Consider the following 18128-nt stretch of genomic DNA (forward strand, 5'->3'; position numbering starts at 1 on the left):
TTGATCAGGCCGCGAGTCCAGTTGCCGAAGTTTCTGGAGGTCTCTCCGCTGCCAGTAGCGCCCGGTCGTACTCGGCCTTCCACGTGATCCGCTCCGCGATGGCGCGCATGATCAGGTGCGGCCGAGGCGGGACCTGCGGGTCTCCGGGCTCGACCTTGCGCCAGACCTGCTGTGCCCGGTCGGCTTCCGGCTTCTCGATTCCGACCGCAGCGAGCGCCTGGAGCACGAAGGCCCGCCGGTCGGCTTTGTGGTCGACGAGCGTCTTGCCCGACCACTTCCGGGAGACCAGGACACGACGGCCGGGCAGCCCGAGCGTGGTCCGGCGGTGGGCCCGGCCCTTGCAGTGCCCCGGCGTGGTCTTGCCCGTGACGCCCTTGGGCTGAATCCCGTAAAGCAGCCAGACCGCACAGCGCGGCGAACACGGCGTGACCGACAACTCGGCATGCAACCGGTCGTGGTGATCGGCCTGGGCCGCGCTGTCCGCCTCGACCACCTCACCGGTCGACTTCGTGAGGTACTTGGTCAGGTAGCCAATGTGACGGCCGGCCTCCTCAGTGCCGCCGAGGACGCCCTTCGAGTGCACCTGCCGTCCGAACGTTACGACGTGCGCCGGGACCTCGACCGCCTCCACCGCGTCGTCCCACCTAATCAGCGGCTCGCGCGTCTTCGGGTCGACAAAGCCGGTATCCGGGCCGCCCCAGACCGGGAACCGGTCGACGTAAACGATCTCGTCATGCGCCGGCCACCAGACCTGGTGATAGGTCGCTTCGGTGACCTGCCGGATCACGTCGTGCGGCACCGAACCCCGGATCGCGGTATGCAGATGGGGAGCGGCCCGACGCTGCGGCTCGACCGTGGCGAAGTACTGCGCGTCCCAGCCGACAACCCGGCGCAGGTTCTGCCACCACCGATCCACCAGCGCCGAGAAATGCACCGCATCCCGAGCCGCCCGCCGGTAGTCATATCGACTCGGGTCGACCGGCGAGCCGTCACCACGGACCGGCCCGTAGGTGTCGCAGGTCAGCGTCACGAACATCGACGGCCGGAACCTCCCCGCGAACTCCCGCCCGACCGTCGTCTTCGCGACCTTCCGGCGAGGCAGGTTCGGCGCATCCTGCCGCCGCTTGGTCGACCGCTTCACTGCCCGTTTGGTCGGCGGGTCGAGGGCGGGCAGCCGGCCCCGCATTCCGAGTTGCCGAAGTTCCGCGTCGACCCCGGCGATCTCCTCCCGCAGTTCTTCGGCTTCGGCCGGGTCGTGCTCGACCACCTCCTGATACGCCGCTACCAGGTCAGCGCGGTAAGTCAGCAGCTCCTTGTGGTCCTCCGAGGGCGGCTCGGCGGTGAGGGTGGGCTCTTCGGTCAGGTGCCAGCCCTCGCGACACTGGGCCTGCCGAAGCGCCTTTGCCTTCCGAGCGCACGGCAGGCACACCGACTCGACGGTAGATCCGCACGGGACCGGGACGTAACGGAGTTCGCCGGTCGTGGTGTCGCCAACCTCCATCGTGAACGGGCGAACGCAGACACCGTGCTTCTCCGCCGTCGCCCGGATCACGTCAGCAGCCAGCGGCGCCCGCATCCGTTCAGCGCGTGTCTCGGTCATCAAGCCGCCACCTCCCCCGGCGTCGACCAGCCACGCAGCGGGTAAACCGGCATGTCCTGCTTCGCTCCAGCCGGGAGGTCGGGGAACGTGCTCGGCTCGAACCGGACCACGCCGAACACCAGGACCGGAATACCGCACGGCGTTCGGCCAGTAATCGACAGGTGCACCCACCTTCCGTCGACGAGCCGCCACAGCCGAGCCGAGACGTCCTCGAGCGTCTGGCTCCACACCAGCAACGCCCGCGACACCTCCGGCAGGCCGTCGACGTCGAGCTGGACCGTGATCGGGCTGGACCAGACGTTGACATCCACCGACGCGGCCGGCGGCAGCTGGTGGGAGTCGAGGTGATCGCGGATGGCGTCGAGGAAGATCATGAGCTGGTTCACGCGGCCACCTCCTCGCCGCCGTGTCGCAGATCCGCGACACCCCCGTTGGTCACGTACGCCTCCAGCGCCTTGACCGTGGAGTCGGAGACCCATCCGGCGCGGATGCGCAGGGGTTCGCGGATGCCTTCGCCCCACACGTAGCCCACGCCCGCCTCCGAGTCACCGATCCGGTTCGCCCACGCCCCCCGCTCGTACGCGCCGTCACCGAGGACCATCCCGACGTGCGTCTTCGAGGTCACGCGAAGGCACACGCGACGCGTGAACAGCTCTCTAACCGGCACGGTGTCCTTGGTGGGCTCCTGGACGTAGCCACGGACCGAGATGCCCAGCGCCCGCCCCTGTGTCGTGAGCAGGGCAACGCGCTCCACAATGGCCTCACGGGTCTTGCGGTCGGTGTACTTGGTCAGCGCGCCGATCTCGTCGAACTCCAGCAACTCCAACGGGTACTCCGTCGACACCGGAATCGTCCGCAGCCGCCCGGCGAACGCGCGCTTGCGGGATTCCATCTCCTCCACCAGGCCATCAAGCAGCCCGACCGCGTCCTTCCCACCGACCGCATACCGGGCGAAGATGCCGCGCCCGTAGGCCAGTTCCATGCCCTTCGGGTCGATGCCGGACATGCGCACCACCCCAGCCCGGATCACCGGAGCAGCCGCCACCAGCGGGCACCACATCACCGAGTTCTTGCCCGCACCCGACGCACCGGCGGTCAGGCAGTGCGCACCGGACCCGAGCAGCGGCACTCGCCAGTCACGCCCGTACTCGGTCCGCCCGGCCCAGACGTTGCGCAGGTCCACGCTGGTCCGGTCGACGGTCTCCGGGACCTGCGGACCAGCCACGCCGCCGCTGAGCAGGTCACGGCGCTGGAAGTCGATCGACACGACGTTAGGGGCCAGCTCGCGGACCTGACAGCGAGCGACCTTCCGCGCGACCGCCAGAGCCCGGGCGGCCTCGTCGAAGTCCTCCGGCTTCTGCCCGGCCACCAGCTCCACCCGCACCTCATCCCACGACGCACCCGACCGGACGCCGAGCACCTTGGGCATCCGGGTGCCGGAGCGGGTCGAGGTCGAGCGGGACAGTGCTCGTCGACGGCCGACGAGGTTCACGTTCACCACCACCGGCAGCGCCTCATCCCGCACCGACAGACCGCACGCGTGCAGCCACTCCGGCAGCTTCCGCCCGTAAACCGCCCACCGCGCCCACCACGAGCGCAGGAACCGCCAGCACCACTGATCGAACGAGACCGCGTCGAACACCCACCACATCGCCAAGATGACCGCGACGCTGCCCAAGGTGACCGCCAGCGACAGCCAGCCGACCAGCGCGCACCAGGCGTAGACCGCGACGACGGCGAGGCTGGTCCGCCAGCGCGTCACAACCTGCGCGAGCATCCACACGACCGCCTTGCACAGCCACCACAGCGCCACGAACACCACGGCCGCCGCAGCCAAAGCTTCCAGAATCGAGGCCAGGGCACGGCCGATCTTGTGCAGCACCCACACACCGAGCCCCAGCCCAGCCAGGGCCACTACCGCGAAGCCGGGAGACATCACCGACCACCCCGCTTCACGTCGAGGTCCAACGGCAGCATCCCCAAGCACGGGGCACACTGGGTCTCGCCGGGCAGGAGTTTGGCGAATCGTTTGCAGGAGGCGCAGCGCGTTCGGGTGACCCCCGTTGACGCTCGCCGGTTGTCGTCGTTTAGCGTTGTCATTGTTCACTTCCGCTGGTTGTGGACAGCGCAGGAGCGGCAAGGTTGGTAGCCAGGCACCGCTTCTGCGCCTTAACGGATCACACACACCCAAATCAGGACGCGCTTCACCGCCGCACGTAATAACGTGCGTTTTCGCTGATACTGTCGACTTTTCGGTCGTCTACATGCGACTAATCAGCAGGCGTCCCTTCCGCCTGAAGGTTCGCCGAGATCTCACCCGCCTTCCGCTCCTCGTATCCAGCCCAGTACAACGCCTCGTGGTGATGACCCCGGTCGACGTCCGCGACCGCCTTGTACAGCCGCGCGTTGCCGAGACGGAACGCCAGCCACACCGACGGGTTCGCATCCTTCGGCGGCCGGCGGTCCATCACGACCTCGTGCGCCTCGCGCAGCGTCCTTGGATCACCCTTGCGCACGATCACGCCTCCCCGCGCGGGCTTCCAGCAACGCCGCCAGGTCCTCGGCGTGGTCGCGGAGCCGGCGAAGGAACACCGCGCATCCCGTCCACGCGGCCTGGTCCTCCGGCGGCACCAGCGTCACCACGCACAGCCCACCCGTCAGCACCAGAACCGGCGGATGCGACGCGCCCGTCCCGGTCTCCTCCACCGTCACCTCGGTACCCGCGCCCACCGTCCAGCGCAGCCCCAGCCCGTCCCACGTTGCCGTCATGCGATTCCCACTCCCGGGCCAGGTCGGCGAACCCCTCGGCCGCCGACTCCAACGCCGCCACACACCACCACGGCAACCCACGCACCTGCGCCAGCTCGTGCCACGCCCGCGACACCCGCCGCGCAGCATTCGCCGTGTTGGTTGCCGCGATCGGCGACAGCACCGCACGGCCGTGCTCCCACGCGGCCATGTAGTCCCGATACGCCTGCTCCCACGCCTCGACCCGCTCGCGGAAGCCCATCCCTGTCACGCCGCCTTCGCCGTCTCACTGGTCCCACCGGACCGAGACGCCTTGCTCGCGGCCTGCTTGAAGCCGGTCGCGCGGAACACGTAGGACTGGTACTTGAACTCGCCCTGCCCGGCCACACGCGGTTCCGCCGTCAGGCCGTCCAGCTCGATCGGCCGCATCCCGGGCAACGCCTCCGACGTCGTCGGCACGGGCTGCACATCCGCCAGAAGCGTGATCTCGAACGAGGCCCGCTTCGCGCGGGTCTCGGCCGGGTCGGTGACCATCACCTTCCACTGCCGCTTACCCGTGATCTCGTCGACCCGCTGCCGCACCGGACGATTGGCAGCCCGGTCCTCACGCGACTGGTACTCGTTGTCCGGCGACACCTCGCCCACCATCACCAAGCCCTGCGGAAACGCGTCATCGAAGTCGATCCCGAACCGGTGTCCTCTGTCGATAGCCATGCTGAATCCCTTGTGTCGTCCGTTAGTTGGTTACTTCGGGCGGTTCTCCGCCTCGTGCCGCTGCGGCGTCCAGTGCCGCGCTCACCTCGTCCAGTTCCCTCCGCAGTACGGCGATAGCGTTGGAGTCCACGAGCAGGACCACCGGGAACGCCTTGCCGAACCGGACTTCCGCGCGGTTTGCGTACGTCAGTGCCCGGACACGAATCGGCAGATCAGCCGTGACGTGGATCTGAACCGTGTCGCGCATGCCACGCCGCGCCTACGCCGCACGTCGGCGAGGTACCGCCCGCTTGTCCAAGCCAGCCGGCCGGACGGCGGTTGGAATGATCACGCCTACCTCCTCGGTGTCCTGGTCACCGGGCCTGCCCCGGCAACCTGACACCCAGACTCCGCCAAAAGGCGGGACGTGATCACCACGTGGCAGGACATCTTGGGACGTCCCTGGTACCGTCGAAGACGTCCCTACACGTCCCAAGGGGTGCCGATGCCGAACGAACGCCTGCGTGACGCGCTACTGCGCAACGGCCTGACGCTGGAGCAGGTCGCCAAGGCCGTCGGCGTCGATCAGAAGACCGTCGAGCGCTGGATTACCAAGAACCGGACGCCCTACCCCAAGCACCGGCACAAGATCGCCGCCATGGCGCGCGAGTCAGAGACCTACCTGTGGCCAGACTCCGTGGCCCCGGAGCGCAAGGCCGAGACGGCCGCTGCCGAGCTTGTGCAGGTCTTCCCGCACCGCAACGCCGTCCCCGTCGAGCTGTGGGACCGGCTGATCAAGGACGCATCGGAGACCGTCGAGATCCTGGTACATGCGGCGTTGTTCCTGGTGGAACGCCCGCGGTTCATTAAGGACCTGACAGCCAAGGCAGCGGCCGGTGCGAAGATCCGGCTCACGTTCGGAGATCCCGAGGGAGACAGCGTCGCGCTGCGCGGTGAGGAAGAGCAGTTGGGCGACGGGACGCTCGCGGCGCGCATCCGCAACGCGCTGGCGTTCTACCGTCCGCTAATCGGCGTCGACGGAGTCGAGATGCGGTTCCACAACACGACGCTTTACAACTCGATTTTCCGGTTCGACGACGAGATGATCATCAACACGCACGTGTACGGGTTCCAGGGAGCCCACGCTCCATCCCTCCACCTGCGGCGACTTTCCGCCGGAGACCTCTTCGAGACCTACTCGGAGAGCTTCGAGTCAGTCTGGAAGCTTGCCAAGCCAGCCACCTTCTAGGGAGGCAGCATGACCCGAGTCGACTACTACAACGACCCGAACGCGCCCAAAGCCAACAGCATCGCGGTAGCGGTCTCAGCGTTCATCCAAGACGACGAAGGCCGGATCTTGATGATCCGGCGCACGGACAACGACCTATACTCGATCCCGGGTGGACAGCTGGAGCTGGGCGAGACCCTAGCCGAGGCCGCAGTCCGAGAGGTCCGGGAAGAAACCGGCATCGAGTGTGCGGTCACTGACGTGATCGGCTTGTACTCAGACCCCAAGCACGTCATCGCATACGACGATGGCGAAGTCCGCCAGGAATTTTCCATCTGCTTTCGAGCTAATCCATCTGGAGGCCATCTGCGTACGAGTACAGAGAGCAAGGAAGTCCTTTGGCTTCCCGCATCGAAGCGCTTCGAGGTTCAAATTCATCCGTCTATTATCAGGAGAATAGAAGATGGTCTCAGTGAAGAACGCCGAGTAATTTGGACCTAGTCAATACTGAAGAAATCTAGCAGTACCTCTTTTATCTTCTCAGTATCGGCTACCGAAAGTTCGCGTACTTCACCTCTTCGCGTCCCGCCACCATCTAGAGCGCCAGCTACATGGAAATGCACATGAGGCACCTTTTGATCTGCCAGCAAGCCGTTGTTTTGCCAGATCGAGATCGCAGTCGAGTTCGAAGATTCAACAATCGCCTTTGCCACCTGTCGGACGGCTACCATTAGACGCGCGCTTTCCTCGTCAGTCAGGGCCAAGACAGTTTCCTTGTGCGCAGTGGGTATCACCAAAACGTGCGACTTGCCCCTCTGCTCCCGCGTAACAAGAATGGCGACTCTTTCATCTCTCCAGAGTATTGAGTACTCTCGCTCGCCGGACAGATATTGACAGAATGGACAAGGGTCCCATACGGGAACATCGATATTAGTCACGGCTATCTGCCCGCATTGAGCGCAGTCAGGAACCTTTGAAATTCAAGCATGTCAATCTTTTCCACATCTTCATCGCGCAATACAATGTCGAGCCTACTGCAGACCTTAGTCCGCCTTGAGGCAAGGATGAACGAGAGCGCAATAAACCGTAATGAGTCCTGCGCTGGCAATATTTGAGAGATCCTAGACTGACCACCGCCGATAATCGGCATAGCGACCGGGTCGTCGTTCCCGACAGCCCGAACCTCATTCCACAGATTGGATAGGCTCGTCCAAAGACCTTCTATATCAGCCTGAGCTTGATTTCTCGCATTCATTGACGAGTAAGCAACGCAGTAGTAGTATTTGCGTTTGCTTCGAATCGCCGCAATCGTGCCGATTTGGTAAACTTTCTGCTTCCCCGGCTTATCGATTGACCCAACCGGGGAGACCTCCGCTAACGCCCGCTGGAGATCCTGGTCAAGTTCAGCGCAATCATTATTGTAGACACGCTCCAAAAACTGGCCCTGAATACTACTTCTAGCGATTACGTGCGGCACTGCTGTGTCAAAGGTGTCATTCATACCTATAACAAGGCTTTCCGATCGATCAAATAGGTCTCCCACAACCAGGCGAATCTCGGTAGCAGGGGACGCGTACGATTGACGAATCAGCCTAGGCCACGATCTAACCACCCCGTAACCGATAGCCAAGATTAGCACGATTGCCGAGACGAGGCCGCCGACCTTAGATATGTCATTTGGCCTGATGACGTCATAAAGGCCAAGGATGACCGCCTGGAAGCCGACTCCCGCGAAGATCTTTACGAACAGGCCGAGCCAGAACCTGCGAGTCTTCAGATCACTCCGAAGCCTAGTGATCATAAACCATTCCTTGCGTAAACATCATCGCCGTAGAAATGCGGGCCACTCTTATCCGAACTCGCAAACTTCTCCGCGTAATTGTCCAACGCAAACTTGATCGTATAAGGCTGAAAAGATGTGGAGAGTGTGTAGTAGTCGGCATCCAAGAATGGCTGCGGAATCAGGGACCTCTCTATCGAACGACTCCCGCCCTTGTTTGCAATGACCACGGGCAGCCCCAGCTTGATTACTGTCGCCACCTCGTACGCAAGGAATGAGTCGCCGTCACCGCCTTTACGTCGCGCATCAGCCGTACCGATCAGGACCACTTGCTTGGCAGTGTTAGAGATTCGTTCGTAAAGCCTGCGCTTGATCTGCTCACGCGAACTCGTGTCCCTGGCGACATACAAGTCATGTGAGTCGTAGAAGGAAAAGTCAATGTTATCGTTGTCTCGCCAGACTTCCATCATCCTGTACAGATGAATATCTTCACTCGCGAAAGCCACGTAAGTCTTATTGCGATAGCTCACTATTTCCTCCGTTGACAGCTGCCGAACTTGGCTCTATGGGATCAAGGGCGCGCCGCCGGTGGCGGCGCGCCTGTCGCCTACGCAGCCCCTCGCCTGGGCGGCCGCATCCGCTTCCGACACGGCGGGCTGCCGCTCCGCTTCGCCCGCCGGCCGGGCGGTGCGGCCGCCAGCGGGTCACCTGGCGCAGCGCCGCGCGGCGGCGGCACACGGGTACCCAGAGCCAACGTTGGCCTCCTCTGCGAGCGGCTGTGCCATACGGGTCGTTCGTGACTCGATCTCCGTTACGTACCGTCGTGGGGGACCTCCATCCCGACGCCTGATCGTGACAACGGCCGGTAGCACCGCGTCAAGACGGTGAAGCATGTCTTGACCCGGCACCACCGGCCGCGTGCTGGCTTCGTATCGGGATGCAGGGGTAGGTGTGGCTGGTCCGCCAGGCCGTCTCCAGGCCGTCAGAGGCCAGGGAGCAGCGACAGACGACGAGAACTAACGAGACGCATCAGCGCAGCTCAGAGGCCGTCTTCGCCCAAGATCACCAGGTCAAGGAAAACCGGCTGAGAAATTCTGGACATTTTTGAGGGGACGCAGCAGATTCAGCAGTTGATCGTCGCTCGCCGGATCCTCGGCAAGACGAGCGCCGAGCTGAAGTGACACGCTGAAGGCCACCCCGACCTCGGGGTGGCCTTCAACGCGCTCAGGACAGCTGGTCGTCCAGGAACTCGTCCAAGTACCGCCAAGTGGTCCCACGGGCCTTTCGCCCGGTCAGGACGCCCAAATGCCCACCCGGCGCGGTCTTGAAGCGGACCTCCGGTGCCTTGTCCAGCAGCTGTACCACGCGCTCGACCGATGGCCGAGGCGCGATCGTGTCGTTCTCGCCCGCCACCACCAGGGTCGGCACGCGGACCGAGGACAGGGAAATGATGCGGCCGTTGAGGTCCACCTTGCCCTCCGCCAGGTCGTTCGTGCGGAACAGGCGGTGGTACAGCTGGCCGAACGTGCGGCCCGGGTATGCGTACATGTTGCTCATGAAGTGGTCGACCGCCTCGATCTGGGCCAGGTAATCACGGTCGTCGAGGTGGGACAGGATGGCCAGGGGCTTGGTGATCTCCTTGCTGATGCCCGTCGCGCGGAAGACGCGGCTGACCAAATAGGACGGTGCGCCGCCGAACACGCGGTAGATGGGGGTCAGCAGGTGGCCGTTCGTGAGGTCGACCAGCGGGCGGAACGGCGCCACGATCGGGATGGCCGTGAAGTCGACCGGCGAGCCGATCGCCGTGATCGACGCGATCGGGAGGTCCGGCTGGTCGGCGTTCACCAGCAGCGAGAAGATGCCGCCCAGCGACCACGACACCAAGTGCACGTCCTGGCCGCCGGCGTCCGCGCTCACGCGCCGGATCGCGCGCGGCAGCACCTCGTCGATCCAGTGCTCGATGCCCAGCCGCCGGTCGGAGAACGCCACCATGCCGTAGTCGACGAGGTAGGTGTTGCGGCCGCCGTCGATCAGGTGCTCGATGAGGCTGCAGCCGCGGCGCAGGTCGAAGCAGATGGCCGGCGCGGCCAGTGGCGGCACCAGCAGGATGGGCGGCCCGGACACCGCCCCGCCGCGGTGCGTCATCCGGTACAGCGAGCGGTTGGGGCCCTGGTCGATCAGCACCCGCGGCATCGGCCGCAGGTCGGCGACGCCGCCGTGCAGCACCTTGCCGACCACGTTCGACGCCGCGGCGGCCAGCCGCGCGGGTGGTGAAACCATGGTTCTCGAGCCTCCCAAAAAGCCGGTCCGGAGGCAATCTTGCCGGGCCGGGCGGGCGGACTCAACACCAGCTCACCCGCGAGCACGTCCATTTCGGACGGTCACTGGTCCGTCCGAGTTACCCCGGGCCCGCTCTCCGCGGCCCGCGCTTCGTACGCCGCACGGGCCGGGGAATGGGCCGCCGAAGCCAAAAGCCGGTCCGCTTTCAGCGCCCGCGCGAGCGTCTCGCCCGCCCGCCGGGGCAGCAACCGCGTGAGCTTGCCCATAGCGCCCAGCGAGCGGGGCACGAAAACGTCGAAACGAGGTTTGCGCAGGGTCGACACGATGGCGTCGGCCACATCCTCCGGCCGCACGGACTTGAACAGCTTCGCCTCGCCCAAGCCGCTCGCGAGTTCCGTCCGCACGACGCCCGGCATCACGCACGAGACGTGCACGCCGCTGCCGTGCAGTTCCAGGTGCACCGCCTCGGACAAGCCGACGACGGCGTGCTTGGTGGCGCAGTACGTCGCCGCGCCGGGAAAGCCCGCTTTGCCCGCGAAGGAGGCGATGTTGATGATGTGCCCGCTGCGGTGCGGCCGCATCCGCCGCACCGCCTCGCGCGTGCCGTGGATGACGGCGTGCAGGTTGATTTCCAGCTGACGCCGGGTCGTCGCGTCGCTCTCGGTGTCGAGGTCGCCGAGCGGCATGATGCCGGCGTTGTTGATCAGCACGTCGATCCGGCCGTGCCGGCGTTCGACCTCGTCGAGGAATTCCGTGAACCCGCGGATGTCGGTGACGTCGAGCGGCAGCGCGTCGGCGCCCAGTTCCGCGGCGGTCTTCTCGGCCCGCACTTGGTCGAGGTCGCCGATCACCACCTTCGCGCCCAGCCGGGACAGCGCCGACGCGGTCGCCGCGCCGATCCCCTGCCCGCCGCCGGTGATGACGACGACCTTGCCCGCGAGTTCCTCGGCCATGGCGACTCCTTCGTCTGTTGGCACCGCGTCAACAGTGTCGCCCGTACCACCGCGTCGCGCTACCCCACGCGTTGCTCCAGCACCTGCCCGGCCCACTCGCCGACGTCGAACCGGACCGTCGGCTTGAAGCCGTGGCTCTCGTAGTAGCGCTGCAGCTCGCCGTCGCCGCCGGCCCAGCAGTCGACGCGGACCAGGTCGATGCCGCGCCGCCGGGCCTCGTCGAGCGCGTACTCGATGAGCCGCCCGCCCACGCGCCGGCCGGTGAACCGCCGCGACGTGATGAGCAGCCGGATGTACAGCTCACGCTCGTCGACCGCAGGCACGTGCTCGTCGCGCTCCTCCGAGACGATCAGCGCGCCCGCGGCCTCGCCGTCGACCACCGCGATGCGCAGACCCGGGTCCGCCGCCATGCCCTTGACCCGCTCGACGCGCTTCGGGACCCGGCTCCACGGCTCGGTCCCCCACTGCTTCGCGCTGCCGCGGGCGACCAGCCATTCGACGGCTTCGTCGAAGAACCGCAGCAACGTGTCCGTATCCCCAGAATCACCCGATCGGATGACCGTGTTGTCCATGTCCCCTGTCTACCGCACGGTGAGCACGCGCGGGCCGTCTTCGGTGATCGCGATGGTGTGCTCGACGTGCGCGGCCCGGCTGCCGTCGGCGGTGCGGATCGACCAGCCGTCCGGGGCGTACCGGTAGGCGTCGCCACCCCGGGTGAGCATCGGCTCGATGGCCAGCGCGAGACCGGGCTTGAGCCGCATCCCGCGGCCGGCGCGGCCTTCGTTCGGCAGGTGCGGGTCCTCGTGCATCGCGCGGCCGATGCCGTGCCCGCCGTGGTCGTCGAGCATGCCGTGGCCGTGCGCGCGGCCGGCGGTGCCGATCGCACAGGAGATGTCGCCGAGCTTCGCACCCGGCTGGGCGGCGGCGATCCCGGCGGCCAGGGCCCGCTCGGTGGCCTCGATGAGCGCGAGGTCGGCCGGGTCGGCGTCGCCGACGACGAAGCTGATCGCGGCGTCGCCGTTCCAGCCGTCGAGGATCGCGCCGCAGTCGATGCTGACCAGGTCGCCGTCCTGGATGCGGTAGGCGGTGGGGATGCCGTGCACGACGACGTCGTTGACGCTGGCGCAGAGGACGTTCGGGTAGGGCGTGGGCGCGGACCGCGGCTGGTAGTGCAGGAACGACGGCTTCGCGCCGGCGTCGCTGATGACGTGGGCGGCGACTTCGTCCAGCTCCCACAGGGAGACGCCGATCGCGGCGGCCTCCTTGACCGCGTGCAGCGTGTTCGCCACCACCCGGCCGGCTTCGCGCATCATCGCCAGCTCGGACTCCGTTTTGATCTCGACCATGGCGATAACTATACCGGTATAGTTATCGCTGTCCAGTGGCGGCCGCGTTAAGCCGGTGGCTCTGTCGGCGTCATCCGGAGTTCAACGAGCACTGATTGACTTCCTTCGTTCACAACCTCTTTGGCGACGAGGACAAATTGACCCAGTCAGTGCCGTCCGGCGGCGACCCGTTGGCCGCGTTCACCGTTGAACTCGAGGAAATCCGGGCCAAGGCCGCCGCAGCGCAGGAACGACTCCGATCCGCCACCGCCAGCGTGCAGTCCCCGGACGGCGCGGTCTCGGTGACGCTCGGCCCGAGCGGGGTGCTGCAGGACCTCCGGTTCGGCCCCCGTGCGTACGAGCGCCCCCCACAGGCCCTGGCCGGTCTGGTGATGCAGCTGGTCGGCCGGGCGCAGCAGAAGGTCTCGGCCGAGGTCGCCGACGCGTTCAGCGGCATGGTGGGCGAGAACTCCGCCGCCCGCGAACTGCTCGACGAGTTCCTGCCGGAACCCCCGGAGGACGACGCGGCGCCCGCGGGCAAGAGCGAGGTCTTCATGCCGGAGCAGGAGGCCGAGGATCGCCCGCCGCGGCCACCGTCGCCCCCGCAGAACCGGCCGCCGCAGCCCGGTCAGCCGCGACGCCGTCCCCGGCCCGCGCCCGACGAGGACGACGGCGAAAGCAACCCCTGGTAGGAAGGGAAAACCGTGGTTTCCGGAGCAGGGTTCTCGGTCGATCCGGCCGAGCTGCAGAAGTTCAGCCAGTTCCTGTCGGGCACCACGCAACCGGCGGTGCAGGACGCCGCGAACCGGATGCAGGCCGCCAACGGGTTCGACAACGCCGCGTTCGGCATCCTGCTCGCGCAGGTGCTCGCCGTGCCCTCGCGGATCACGATGGCGGTGATCACCGGCGAGATCGGCAAGCTCGCCGGCGACATCGGCAAGTCCGCGGCCGACGTGAAGAAGGCGGCCGAAACGTACGCGACCCACGACGCCGACACGGCGCAGGGGTTGAGCACCTTCGAGACGGAGCTGGGCAAGTGACCGTTCCCATCACGGCATCGAACTCGACGACCGGGGCCGGCGTCTTCGACAGCTGGAAGCAGGTCGGCGACTCGATCGGCAAGGTCCAGACCGAACACGGCGGCGACCTGGCGGCCGTCAGCGTGGAGCTGGGCATCAACGTCATCAGCGCCGCGCTCGACACCGTCGCGTTCGTCATGGACCCGCTGTCGAAGCTGATCGCGGCGGGCCTGGGCTGGCTGATCGAGCACGTCTCTTTCCTGAAGTGGCCGCTGGACCAGGTCGCGGGCAACCCGTCCGAGGTCACGAAGGTCGCCAACGAGCTGCACAAGATCGGCGAGTCGCTGCGCAACACCGGCACCGAACTCGACGAGACGCTCAAGTCGACGATCACCCAGTGGCAGGGCAAGGGCTACGACAGCTTCAAGAAGTCGATCGACGACCGGAAGGGCTGGATCGACGCGAACGCGAAGGCGTCCGACGTCGCCGGCTACATGGTCGAGACCACCGGGGCGCTGATCGCCGCGGTCCGCACGCTGCTGCGGGACATTATCACGACGATCCTCGGCGACATCATCTCCACGATGCTGATCGCACTGGCGATGGCCGCGTTCACCTTCGGCGCCTCGATCGCCGTCGGCGTGAGCAAGATCGTCGTCCAGGTCTCGATCCAGGTCGCGGCGATGGCGGCCAAGCTCGCCAAGGTCGTCGCCTACGCCGGGCGCACCCTGGCCCGGCTCACCCACCTGTCGAAGCTGGTCAAGCCGAAGCCGGGCGCGTCGAACGCGGGCCACGAGCTGACGCCGGTGCCGCGCCCGGGCGGGAACGGGAACACCGTGCCCAACTTCTCACGGCCGCTGCCCCCGCCGCCGGGCACCGCGATCACCCACGACCGGCCCGGGGCGGGTGGCGCCACGCCGAGCACCCGGCCCCCGGGTGACGGCACCGTCCCGAACTTCTCGCGGCCGTTCCCCAAGCCCGCGGACCCGCCGCCCGCGCCGAAGCCGCCGTCGCCGCAGTCGCACCTGAGCGACCACGACTTCCCGATGATCAAGAAGCACGAGGACTGGCTGAAGACCAAGTTCGGCGACAGCTACCAGAAGATGAAGTTCGCCGACGACTGGATCAAGAAGAACCACCCCGAGTACTACCCGATGCTGAAGGCGCTCTCCGACGCCAAGAGCTCGAAGAACTTCGTCGGCTGGGGCGGCAAGGACATCGTGCAGGTCGACCGCGGGCTCACCGACATCCAGATGCAGGCGGAAGCCGCGTGGGCCGAGGAAGACAAGAAGCAGCAGCAACAACAGCAACAGCCGCACTGACCACCGAGGGGCACCTCCGCCGGAGGTGCCCCTCGTGGTGGGTCAGGCGACGCCGAGGTGGCGGGAGATCAGCATTTTCTGGACCTCGCTCGTCCCCTCGCCGATCTCCAGGATCTTCGCGTCGCGGTAGAAACGGCTGACCGGGAACTCGTTCATGAACCCGTAGCCGCCGAAGATCTGCGTGGCGTCGCGCGCGTTGTCCATGGCCGCGTTGGACGCCACCAGCTTCGCGATCGACGCCTCCTTCTTGAACGGCTCGCCGCGCAGCATCTTCGACGCCGCCTGGTAGTAGGCCAGGCGGGCCGTGTGGGTGCGGACCTCCATGTCCGCGATCTTGAACTGGATCGCCTGGTACTCGCCGATCCGCTTGCCGAACGCCACCCGGTCCTTGACGTACTTCAGGCACTCGTCCACGCAGCCCTGCGCGAGACCGACCGACAGCGCCGCGATCGCGACGCGCCCTTCGTCCAGAATGGACAGAAACTGCGCGTACCCGCGCCCGCGGACGCCGACCAGGTTCTCCGCGGGCACGTGGACGTCCGAAAAGGACAGCTCGTGCGTGTCCGAGCAGTTCCAGCCGACCTTGGAGTACTTCGGCGCCACCTCGAAGCCCGGTGTGCCGGACGGGATGAGGATCGCCGAGATCTCCTTGCGGCCGTTCTCCATCACGTCGGTGACCGCGGTGGCCGTGACGAACCGGGTGATGTCCGTGCCCGAGTTCGTGATGAACGCCTTGCTGCCGTTGACGATCCACTCGTCGCCGTCCAAGGAGGCGCGCGTGCGCGTCGCGCCGGCGTCCGAGCCGCCGCCCGGCTCGGTCAGGCCGAAGCCGCCCAGCGCGGTCCCCGCGCACAGGTCGGGCAGCCACTTCTCCTTCTGCGCCTGGGAGCCGAAGCGGTAGATCGGCATGGCGCCGAGGGAAACGCCGGCCTCCAGCGTGATCGCGACCGACGAATCGACCCGCGCCAGCTCCTCCAGCGCCAGGCACAGCGCGAAGTAGTCGCCGCCCATGCCGCCGAACTCCTCGGGGAACGGCAGGCCGAACAGGCCCATCTCGCCCATCTTCGCGACGATCGCGTACGGGAACTCTTCCTTCTCGTACAGCTCGGCGATCACCGGCGCGACTTCGGCGCGCGCGAAGTCCTCGACCGTCTTGCGGAGGGACTCGTACTCCTCGTCCAGGCGGAAGTCGATCACTGCTGCTCCTCTTGGGGCGTAACGACGGCAAGGGTTTCGTCCAGCGCGACCTGTTGGCCGGCCCGGACGGGGAGTTCGCTGACCACGCCGTCGATCGGCGCGGTGACCGTGTGCTCCATCTTCATCGCTTCGACGACCAGCAACGGCGTCCCGGCCTTCACGACGTCACCGGCGGCGACCTTGACCACGAGCACGGTGCCCGGCATCGGGCTGGTGACCGGGCCGGCGCCGGCGGCTTCGCCGCGCGAGGCCAGCACGAACTCCTGCTCCCCGAACGGGAAGCCGAGCCCGTCGCGGGCCAGCCAGACCGTCCGGTCGGGACCGCAGGCCTGCCGGTAGCGGTGGAACCCGCCCGCGTGCCGGATCTCCAGGACGTCGCCGTCACGCCGAGCCGACACGTGGACCGGCTCGGCGTCGTCGACGAACACCGTGGCGGCCGCGGGCGTGCCCTGCACCCGGACCACCGCGCGGGCGGCGCCGGACTTCAGCCGGAACGTCACCCCGCCGGACCCACCCATCCGCCAGCCGTCCGGCACGTCCCACGGGTCCACCACGGGACCGGACGGCTGCAGCTGGAGGAACCGGTCCAAGGCGGCCGCGACGAAGAACTCCGCGGGCACGTCCGAGGAGACCAGTTCGGCCAGCCGCCGGTCGACCAGCTCGGTGTCGAGGCGGCCGGCGCGGACGTCGGCGTCGGCGAGCAGCCCGCGGAGGAACGCCGTGTTCGTGCCGATGCCCAGCAACGCCGTGTCGGCCAGCGCCAGGTCGAGCCGGTGCAGCGCCGCCGCGCGGTCGGGGCCCCAGGCGATGACCTTGGCCAGCATCGGGTCGTAGTTCGAGCCGACCACCGCGCCCGGCGTCATCCACGAGTCGACGCGGACGCCGTCGCCGTCCGGCTCGTGCACCGCGAGCACCGTGCCGCCGGTCGGGATGAAGCCGCGGGCCGGGTCCTCGGCGTACACGCGGGCTTCGACGGCGTGGCCGGTGAAGACGACGTCCTCCTGCTTGACGGTGAGGTGTTCCCCGGCCGCCACCCGGACCTGCCACTCGACCAGGTCGAGGCCGGTGACCAGCTCGGTGACCGGGTGCTCGACCTGCAGCCGGGTGTTCATCTCCATGAAGAAGAACTCGTCCGGGTCGTGGGCCGACATGATGAACTCGACGGTGCCGGCGCCGACGTAGCCGACCGAGCGCGCGGCCTCGACCGCGGCCGAGCCCATTTTCTCGCGGGTCGCTTCGTCGAGCAGCACCGACGGCGCTTCCTCGATGATCTTCTGGTGCCGCCGCTGCAGGCTGCACTCGCGCTCGCCGAGGTGGATGACGTGGCCGTGCGTGTCGGCCAGCACCTGGATCTCGATGTGCCGCGGGGTCGTGACGAACCGCTCGAGCAGCAGCGTGTCGTCGCCGAAGGACCCCTTCGCCTCCCGCCGCGCCGACTCGATCGCCGCGTCCAGCTCCTCGGGACCGCGCACCAGCCGCATGCCCTTGCCGCCACCGCCGGCGGACGGCTTGAGCAGCAGCGGATACCCCACGCGAGCGGCGGCCTCCGCGAAGCCGCCTTCCGGAATGTCCACATCGGACGCGCCGGGCACCACCGGGACACCGGCTTCCGACACCGTCGCCTTGGCGCGGATCTTGTCGCCCATGGCGTCGATCGCCGCCACCGGCGGGCCGATGAAGACGAGCCCGGCGGCCTCGCAGGCGCGCGCGAACTCGGCGTTCTCCGCGAGGAAGCCGTAACCCGGGTGCACGGCCTGCGCCCCCGACGACACGGCGGCGTCCACGATGGCCGAGATCGAGAGGTAGCTCTTCGAAGCTTCCGCCGGACCGATGCGCACCGCCGTCTGCGCCTCGCGGACGTGCCGCGCGTCGGCGTCCGCGTCGCTGTACACGGCGACCGCGCGGATGCCGAGGGCCCGCAGCGTGCGGATGACCCGGACCGCGATCTCGCCCCGGTTCGCGACCAACACTGAGTCGAACATC

General features: G+C 67.2%; 21 protein-coding genes. 5 read left to right on the forward strand and 16 right to left on the reverse strand.

Annotation, left to right across the window (positions count from 1 at the left end; all coding sequences use genetic code 11):
• Nucleotides 1-4: 4 nt before the first annotated feature.
• The 7 genes from DV20_RS06135 to DV20_RS43690 all read right to left on the reverse strand — a co-directional run bounded on the left by DV20_RS06135 (nt 5) and on the right by DV20_RS43690 (nt 5309).
• Nucleotides 5-1600 carry a replication initiator gene (locus DV20_RS06135; RefSeq protein ID WP_043777056.1) on the reverse strand — a complete coding sequence of 532 codons (1596 nt, stop codon included), beginning with the start codon at nt 1598-1600 and terminating at the stop codon, nt 5-7.
• Nucleotides 1600-1986, reverse strand: coding sequence for a hypothetical protein (locus DV20_RS06140; RefSeq protein ID WP_043777058.1), 387 nt, complete (start codon nt 1984-1986; stop codon nt 1600-1602). The genes DV20_RS06135 and DV20_RS06140 overlap by 1 nt, the downstream gene beginning before the upstream one ends.
• Nucleotides 1983-3536 carry an FtsK/SpoIIIE domain-containing protein gene (locus tag DV20_RS06145; protein WP_043777060.1) on the reverse strand — a complete coding sequence of 518 codons (1554 nt, stop codon included), beginning with the start codon at nt 3534-3536 and terminating at the stop codon, nt 1983-1985. Before DV20_RS06145 ends, DV20_RS06140 begins: the two co-directional genes overlap by 4 nt.
• Nucleotides 3537-3870: 334 nt before the next feature.
• Nucleotides 3871-4116 (reverse strand): AMED_5909 family protein, encoded by a 246-nt coding sequence (locus DV20_RS06150; protein ID WP_235190721.1) that lies wholly within the window; start codon nt 4114-4116, stop codon nt 3871-3873.
• On the reverse strand, nt 4103-4369 hold the full coding sequence (locus DV20_RS06155; protein ID WP_043777064.1) for a hypothetical protein: 267 nt from the start codon (nt 4367-4369) through the stop codon (nt 4103-4105). The genes DV20_RS06150 and DV20_RS06155 overlap by 14 nt, the downstream gene beginning before the upstream one ends.
• Nucleotides 4370-4615: 246 nt before the next feature.
• Entirely contained in the window at nt 4616-5062 is a 447-nt protein-coding gene (locus DV20_RS06160) for a hypothetical protein (RefSeq protein ID WP_043777067.1), read from the reverse strand.
• Between the two features lie 22 nt (nt 5063-5084).
• Entirely contained in the window at nt 5085-5309 is a 225-nt protein-coding gene (locus tag DV20_RS43690) for a hypothetical protein (RefSeq protein ID WP_084093337.1), read from the reverse strand.
• Between the two features lie 237 nt (nt 5310-5546).
• On the opposite strand from DV20_RS43690, the gene DV20_RS06165 reads away from it, so the two are divergent.
• Nucleotides 5547-6290 carry a DUF5919 domain-containing protein gene (locus DV20_RS06165; RefSeq protein WP_043777068.1) on the forward strand — a complete coding sequence of 248 codons (744 nt, stop codon included), beginning with the start codon at nt 5547-5549 and terminating at the stop codon, nt 6288-6290.
• Between the two features lie 9 nt (nt 6291-6299).
• Entirely contained in the window at nt 6300-6770 is a 471-nt protein-coding gene (locus DV20_RS06170; protein WP_043777071.1) for an NUDIX hydrolase, read from the forward strand.
• On the opposite strand, the gene DV20_RS43695 is transcribed toward DV20_RS06170, so the two are convergent.
• The 7 genes from DV20_RS43695 to map all read right to left on the reverse strand — a co-directional run bounded on the left by DV20_RS43695 (nt 6767) and on the right by map (nt 12628).
• The gene (locus DV20_RS43695) at nt 6767-7207 is read right to left on the reverse strand and encodes an HIT family protein (RefSeq protein WP_084093338.1); all 441 of its coding nucleotides are present in this window, start codon (nt 7205-7207) and stop codon (nt 6767-6769) included. The two genes, DV20_RS06170 and DV20_RS43695, sit on opposite strands and share 4 nt — an antisense overlap.
• A 2-nt stretch (nt 7208-7209) precedes the next feature.
• Nucleotides 7210-8070, reverse strand: coding sequence for a macro domain-containing protein (locus DV20_RS44720; protein ID WP_152603637.1), 861 nt, complete (start codon nt 8068-8070; stop codon nt 7210-7212).
• Nucleotides 8067-8579, reverse strand: coding sequence for a TIR domain-containing protein (locus tag DV20_RS06175; RefSeq protein WP_043777073.1), 513 nt, complete (start codon nt 8577-8579; stop codon nt 8067-8069). The genes DV20_RS44720 and DV20_RS06175 overlap by 4 nt, the downstream gene beginning before the upstream one ends.
• Nucleotides 8580-9273: 694 nt before the next feature.
• Entirely contained in the window at nt 9274-10329 is a 1056-nt protein-coding gene (locus DV20_RS06180) for an alpha/beta fold hydrolase (RefSeq protein WP_043777075.1), read from the reverse strand.
• 101 nt (nt 10330-10430) lie between these two features.
• On the reverse strand, nt 10431-11282 hold the full coding sequence (locus DV20_RS06185) for an SDR family oxidoreductase (RefSeq protein ID WP_043777077.1): 852 nt from the start codon (nt 11280-11282) through the stop codon (nt 10431-10433).
• A 59-nt stretch (nt 11283-11341) separates the two neighbouring features.
• Nucleotides 11342-11854: a GNAT family N-acetyltransferase gene (locus DV20_RS06190; RefSeq protein WP_043777080.1), complete on the reverse strand. Its 513-nt coding sequence runs from the start codon at nt 11852-11854 to the stop codon at nt 11342-11344.
• A 9-nt stretch (nt 11855-11863) separates the two neighbouring features.
• A complete protein-coding gene (gene map / locus DV20_RS06195; protein WP_043777082.1) occupies nt 11864-12628 on the reverse strand; it encodes a type I methionyl aminopeptidase in 765 nt (254 codons plus the stop codon).
• Nucleotides 12629-12765: 137 nt separating this feature from the next.
• Here map and DV20_RS06200 point away from each other — a divergent pair, with 137 nt between their 5' ends.
• From DV20_RS06200 to DV20_RS06210, 3 genes are read left to right on the forward strand one after another with little or no spacing between them, the layout of a single operon-like run.
• Nucleotides 12766-13299 (forward strand): YbaB/EbfC family nucleoid-associated protein, encoded by a 534-nt coding sequence (locus DV20_RS06200; protein WP_235190718.1) that lies wholly within the window; start codon nt 12766-12768, stop codon nt 13297-13299.
• Nucleotides 13300-13311: 12 nt separating this feature from the next.
• Nucleotides 13312-13647, forward strand: coding sequence for a hypothetical protein (locus DV20_RS06205; protein ID WP_043777086.1), 336 nt, complete (start codon nt 13312-13314; stop codon nt 13645-13647).
• Nucleotides 13644-14948: a hypothetical protein gene (locus DV20_RS06210; protein ID WP_043777089.1), complete on the forward strand. Its 1305-nt coding sequence runs from the start codon at nt 13644-13646 to the stop codon at nt 14946-14948. The genes DV20_RS06205 and DV20_RS06210 overlap by 4 nt, the downstream gene beginning before the upstream one ends.
• A gap of 42 nt (nt 14949-14990) precedes the next feature.
• Here the strand turns inward: DV20_RS06210 and DV20_RS06215 are convergent, their stop codons facing one another.
• Together DV20_RS06215 and DV20_RS06220 are read right to left on the reverse strand one after the other, a co-directional pair.
• Nucleotides 14991-16145 carry an acyl-CoA dehydrogenase family protein gene (locus tag DV20_RS06215; protein ID WP_043777092.1) on the reverse strand — a complete coding sequence of 385 codons (1155 nt, stop codon included), beginning with the start codon at nt 16143-16145 and terminating at the stop codon, nt 14991-14993.
• Nucleotides 16142-18127 carry an acetyl/propionyl/methylcrotonyl-CoA carboxylase subunit alpha gene (locus DV20_RS06220; RefSeq protein ID WP_043777096.1) on the reverse strand — a complete coding sequence of 662 codons (1986 nt, stop codon included), beginning with the start codon at nt 18125-18127 and terminating at the stop codon, nt 16142-16144. The genes DV20_RS06215 and DV20_RS06220 overlap by 4 nt, the downstream gene beginning before the upstream one ends.
• Between the last annotated feature and the right edge of the window lies 1 nt (nt 18128).

Source organism: Amycolatopsis rifamycinica, assembly GCF_000695625.1.
GTDB classification, from domain to species: domain Bacteria; phylum Actinomycetota; class Actinomycetes; order Mycobacteriales; family Pseudonocardiaceae; genus Amycolatopsis; species Amycolatopsis rifamycinica.

Bases quoted from the DNA above. Each gene is read 5' to 3' on its own strand.
- DV20_RS43690 (WP_084093337.1), bottom strand. From the start codon at position 5,309: ATGCGCGACACGGTTCAGATCCACGTCACGGCTGATCTGCCGATTCGT.
- DV20_RS06170 (WP_043777071.1), top strand. From the start codon at position 6,300: ATGACCCGAGTCGACTACTACAACGACCCGAACGCGCCCAAAGCCAAC.
- DV20_RS06190 (WP_043777080.1), bottom strand. From the start codon at position 11,854: ATGGACAACACGGTCATCCGATCGGGTGATTCTGGGGATACGGACACG.
- DV20_RS06185 (WP_043777077.1), bottom strand. From the start codon at position 11,282: ATGGCCGAGGAACTCGCGGGCAAGGTCGTCGTCATCACCGGCGGCGGG.
- DV20_RS06145 (WP_043777060.1), bottom strand. From the start codon at position 3,536: ATGTCTCCCGGCTTCGCGGTAGTGGCCCTGGCTGGGCTGGGGCTCGGT.
- DV20_RS06135 (WP_043777056.1), bottom strand. From the start codon at position 1,600: ATGACCGAGACACGCGCTGAACGGATGCGGGCGCCGCTGGCTGCTGAC.
- map (WP_043777082.1), bottom strand. From the start codon at position 12,628: ATGGTCGAGATCAAAACGGAGTCCGAGCTGGCGATGATGCGCGAAGCC.
- DV20_RS06155 (WP_043777064.1), bottom strand. From the start codon at position 4,369: ATGACGGCAACGTGGGACGGGCTGGGGCTGCGCTGGACGGTGGGCGCG.
- DV20_RS06165 (WP_043777068.1), top strand. From the start codon at position 5,547: ATGCCGAACGAACGCCTGCGTGACGCGCTACTGCGCAACGGCCTGACG.
- DV20_RS06160 (WP_043777067.1), bottom strand. From the start codon at position 5,062: ATGGCTATCGACAGAGGACACCGGTTCGGGATCGACTTCGATGACGCG.
- DV20_RS06220 (WP_043777096.1), bottom strand. From the start codon at position 18,127: ATGTTCGACTCAGTGTTGGTCGCGAACCGGGGCGAGATCGCGGTCCGG.
- DV20_RS06180 (WP_043777075.1), bottom strand. From the start codon at position 10,329: ATGGTTTCACCACCCGCGCGGCTGGCCGCCGCGGCGTCGAACGTGGTC.
- DV20_RS44720 (WP_152603637.1), bottom strand. From the start codon at position 8,070: ATGATCACTAGGCTTCGGAGTGATCTGAAGACTCGCAGGTTCTGGCTC.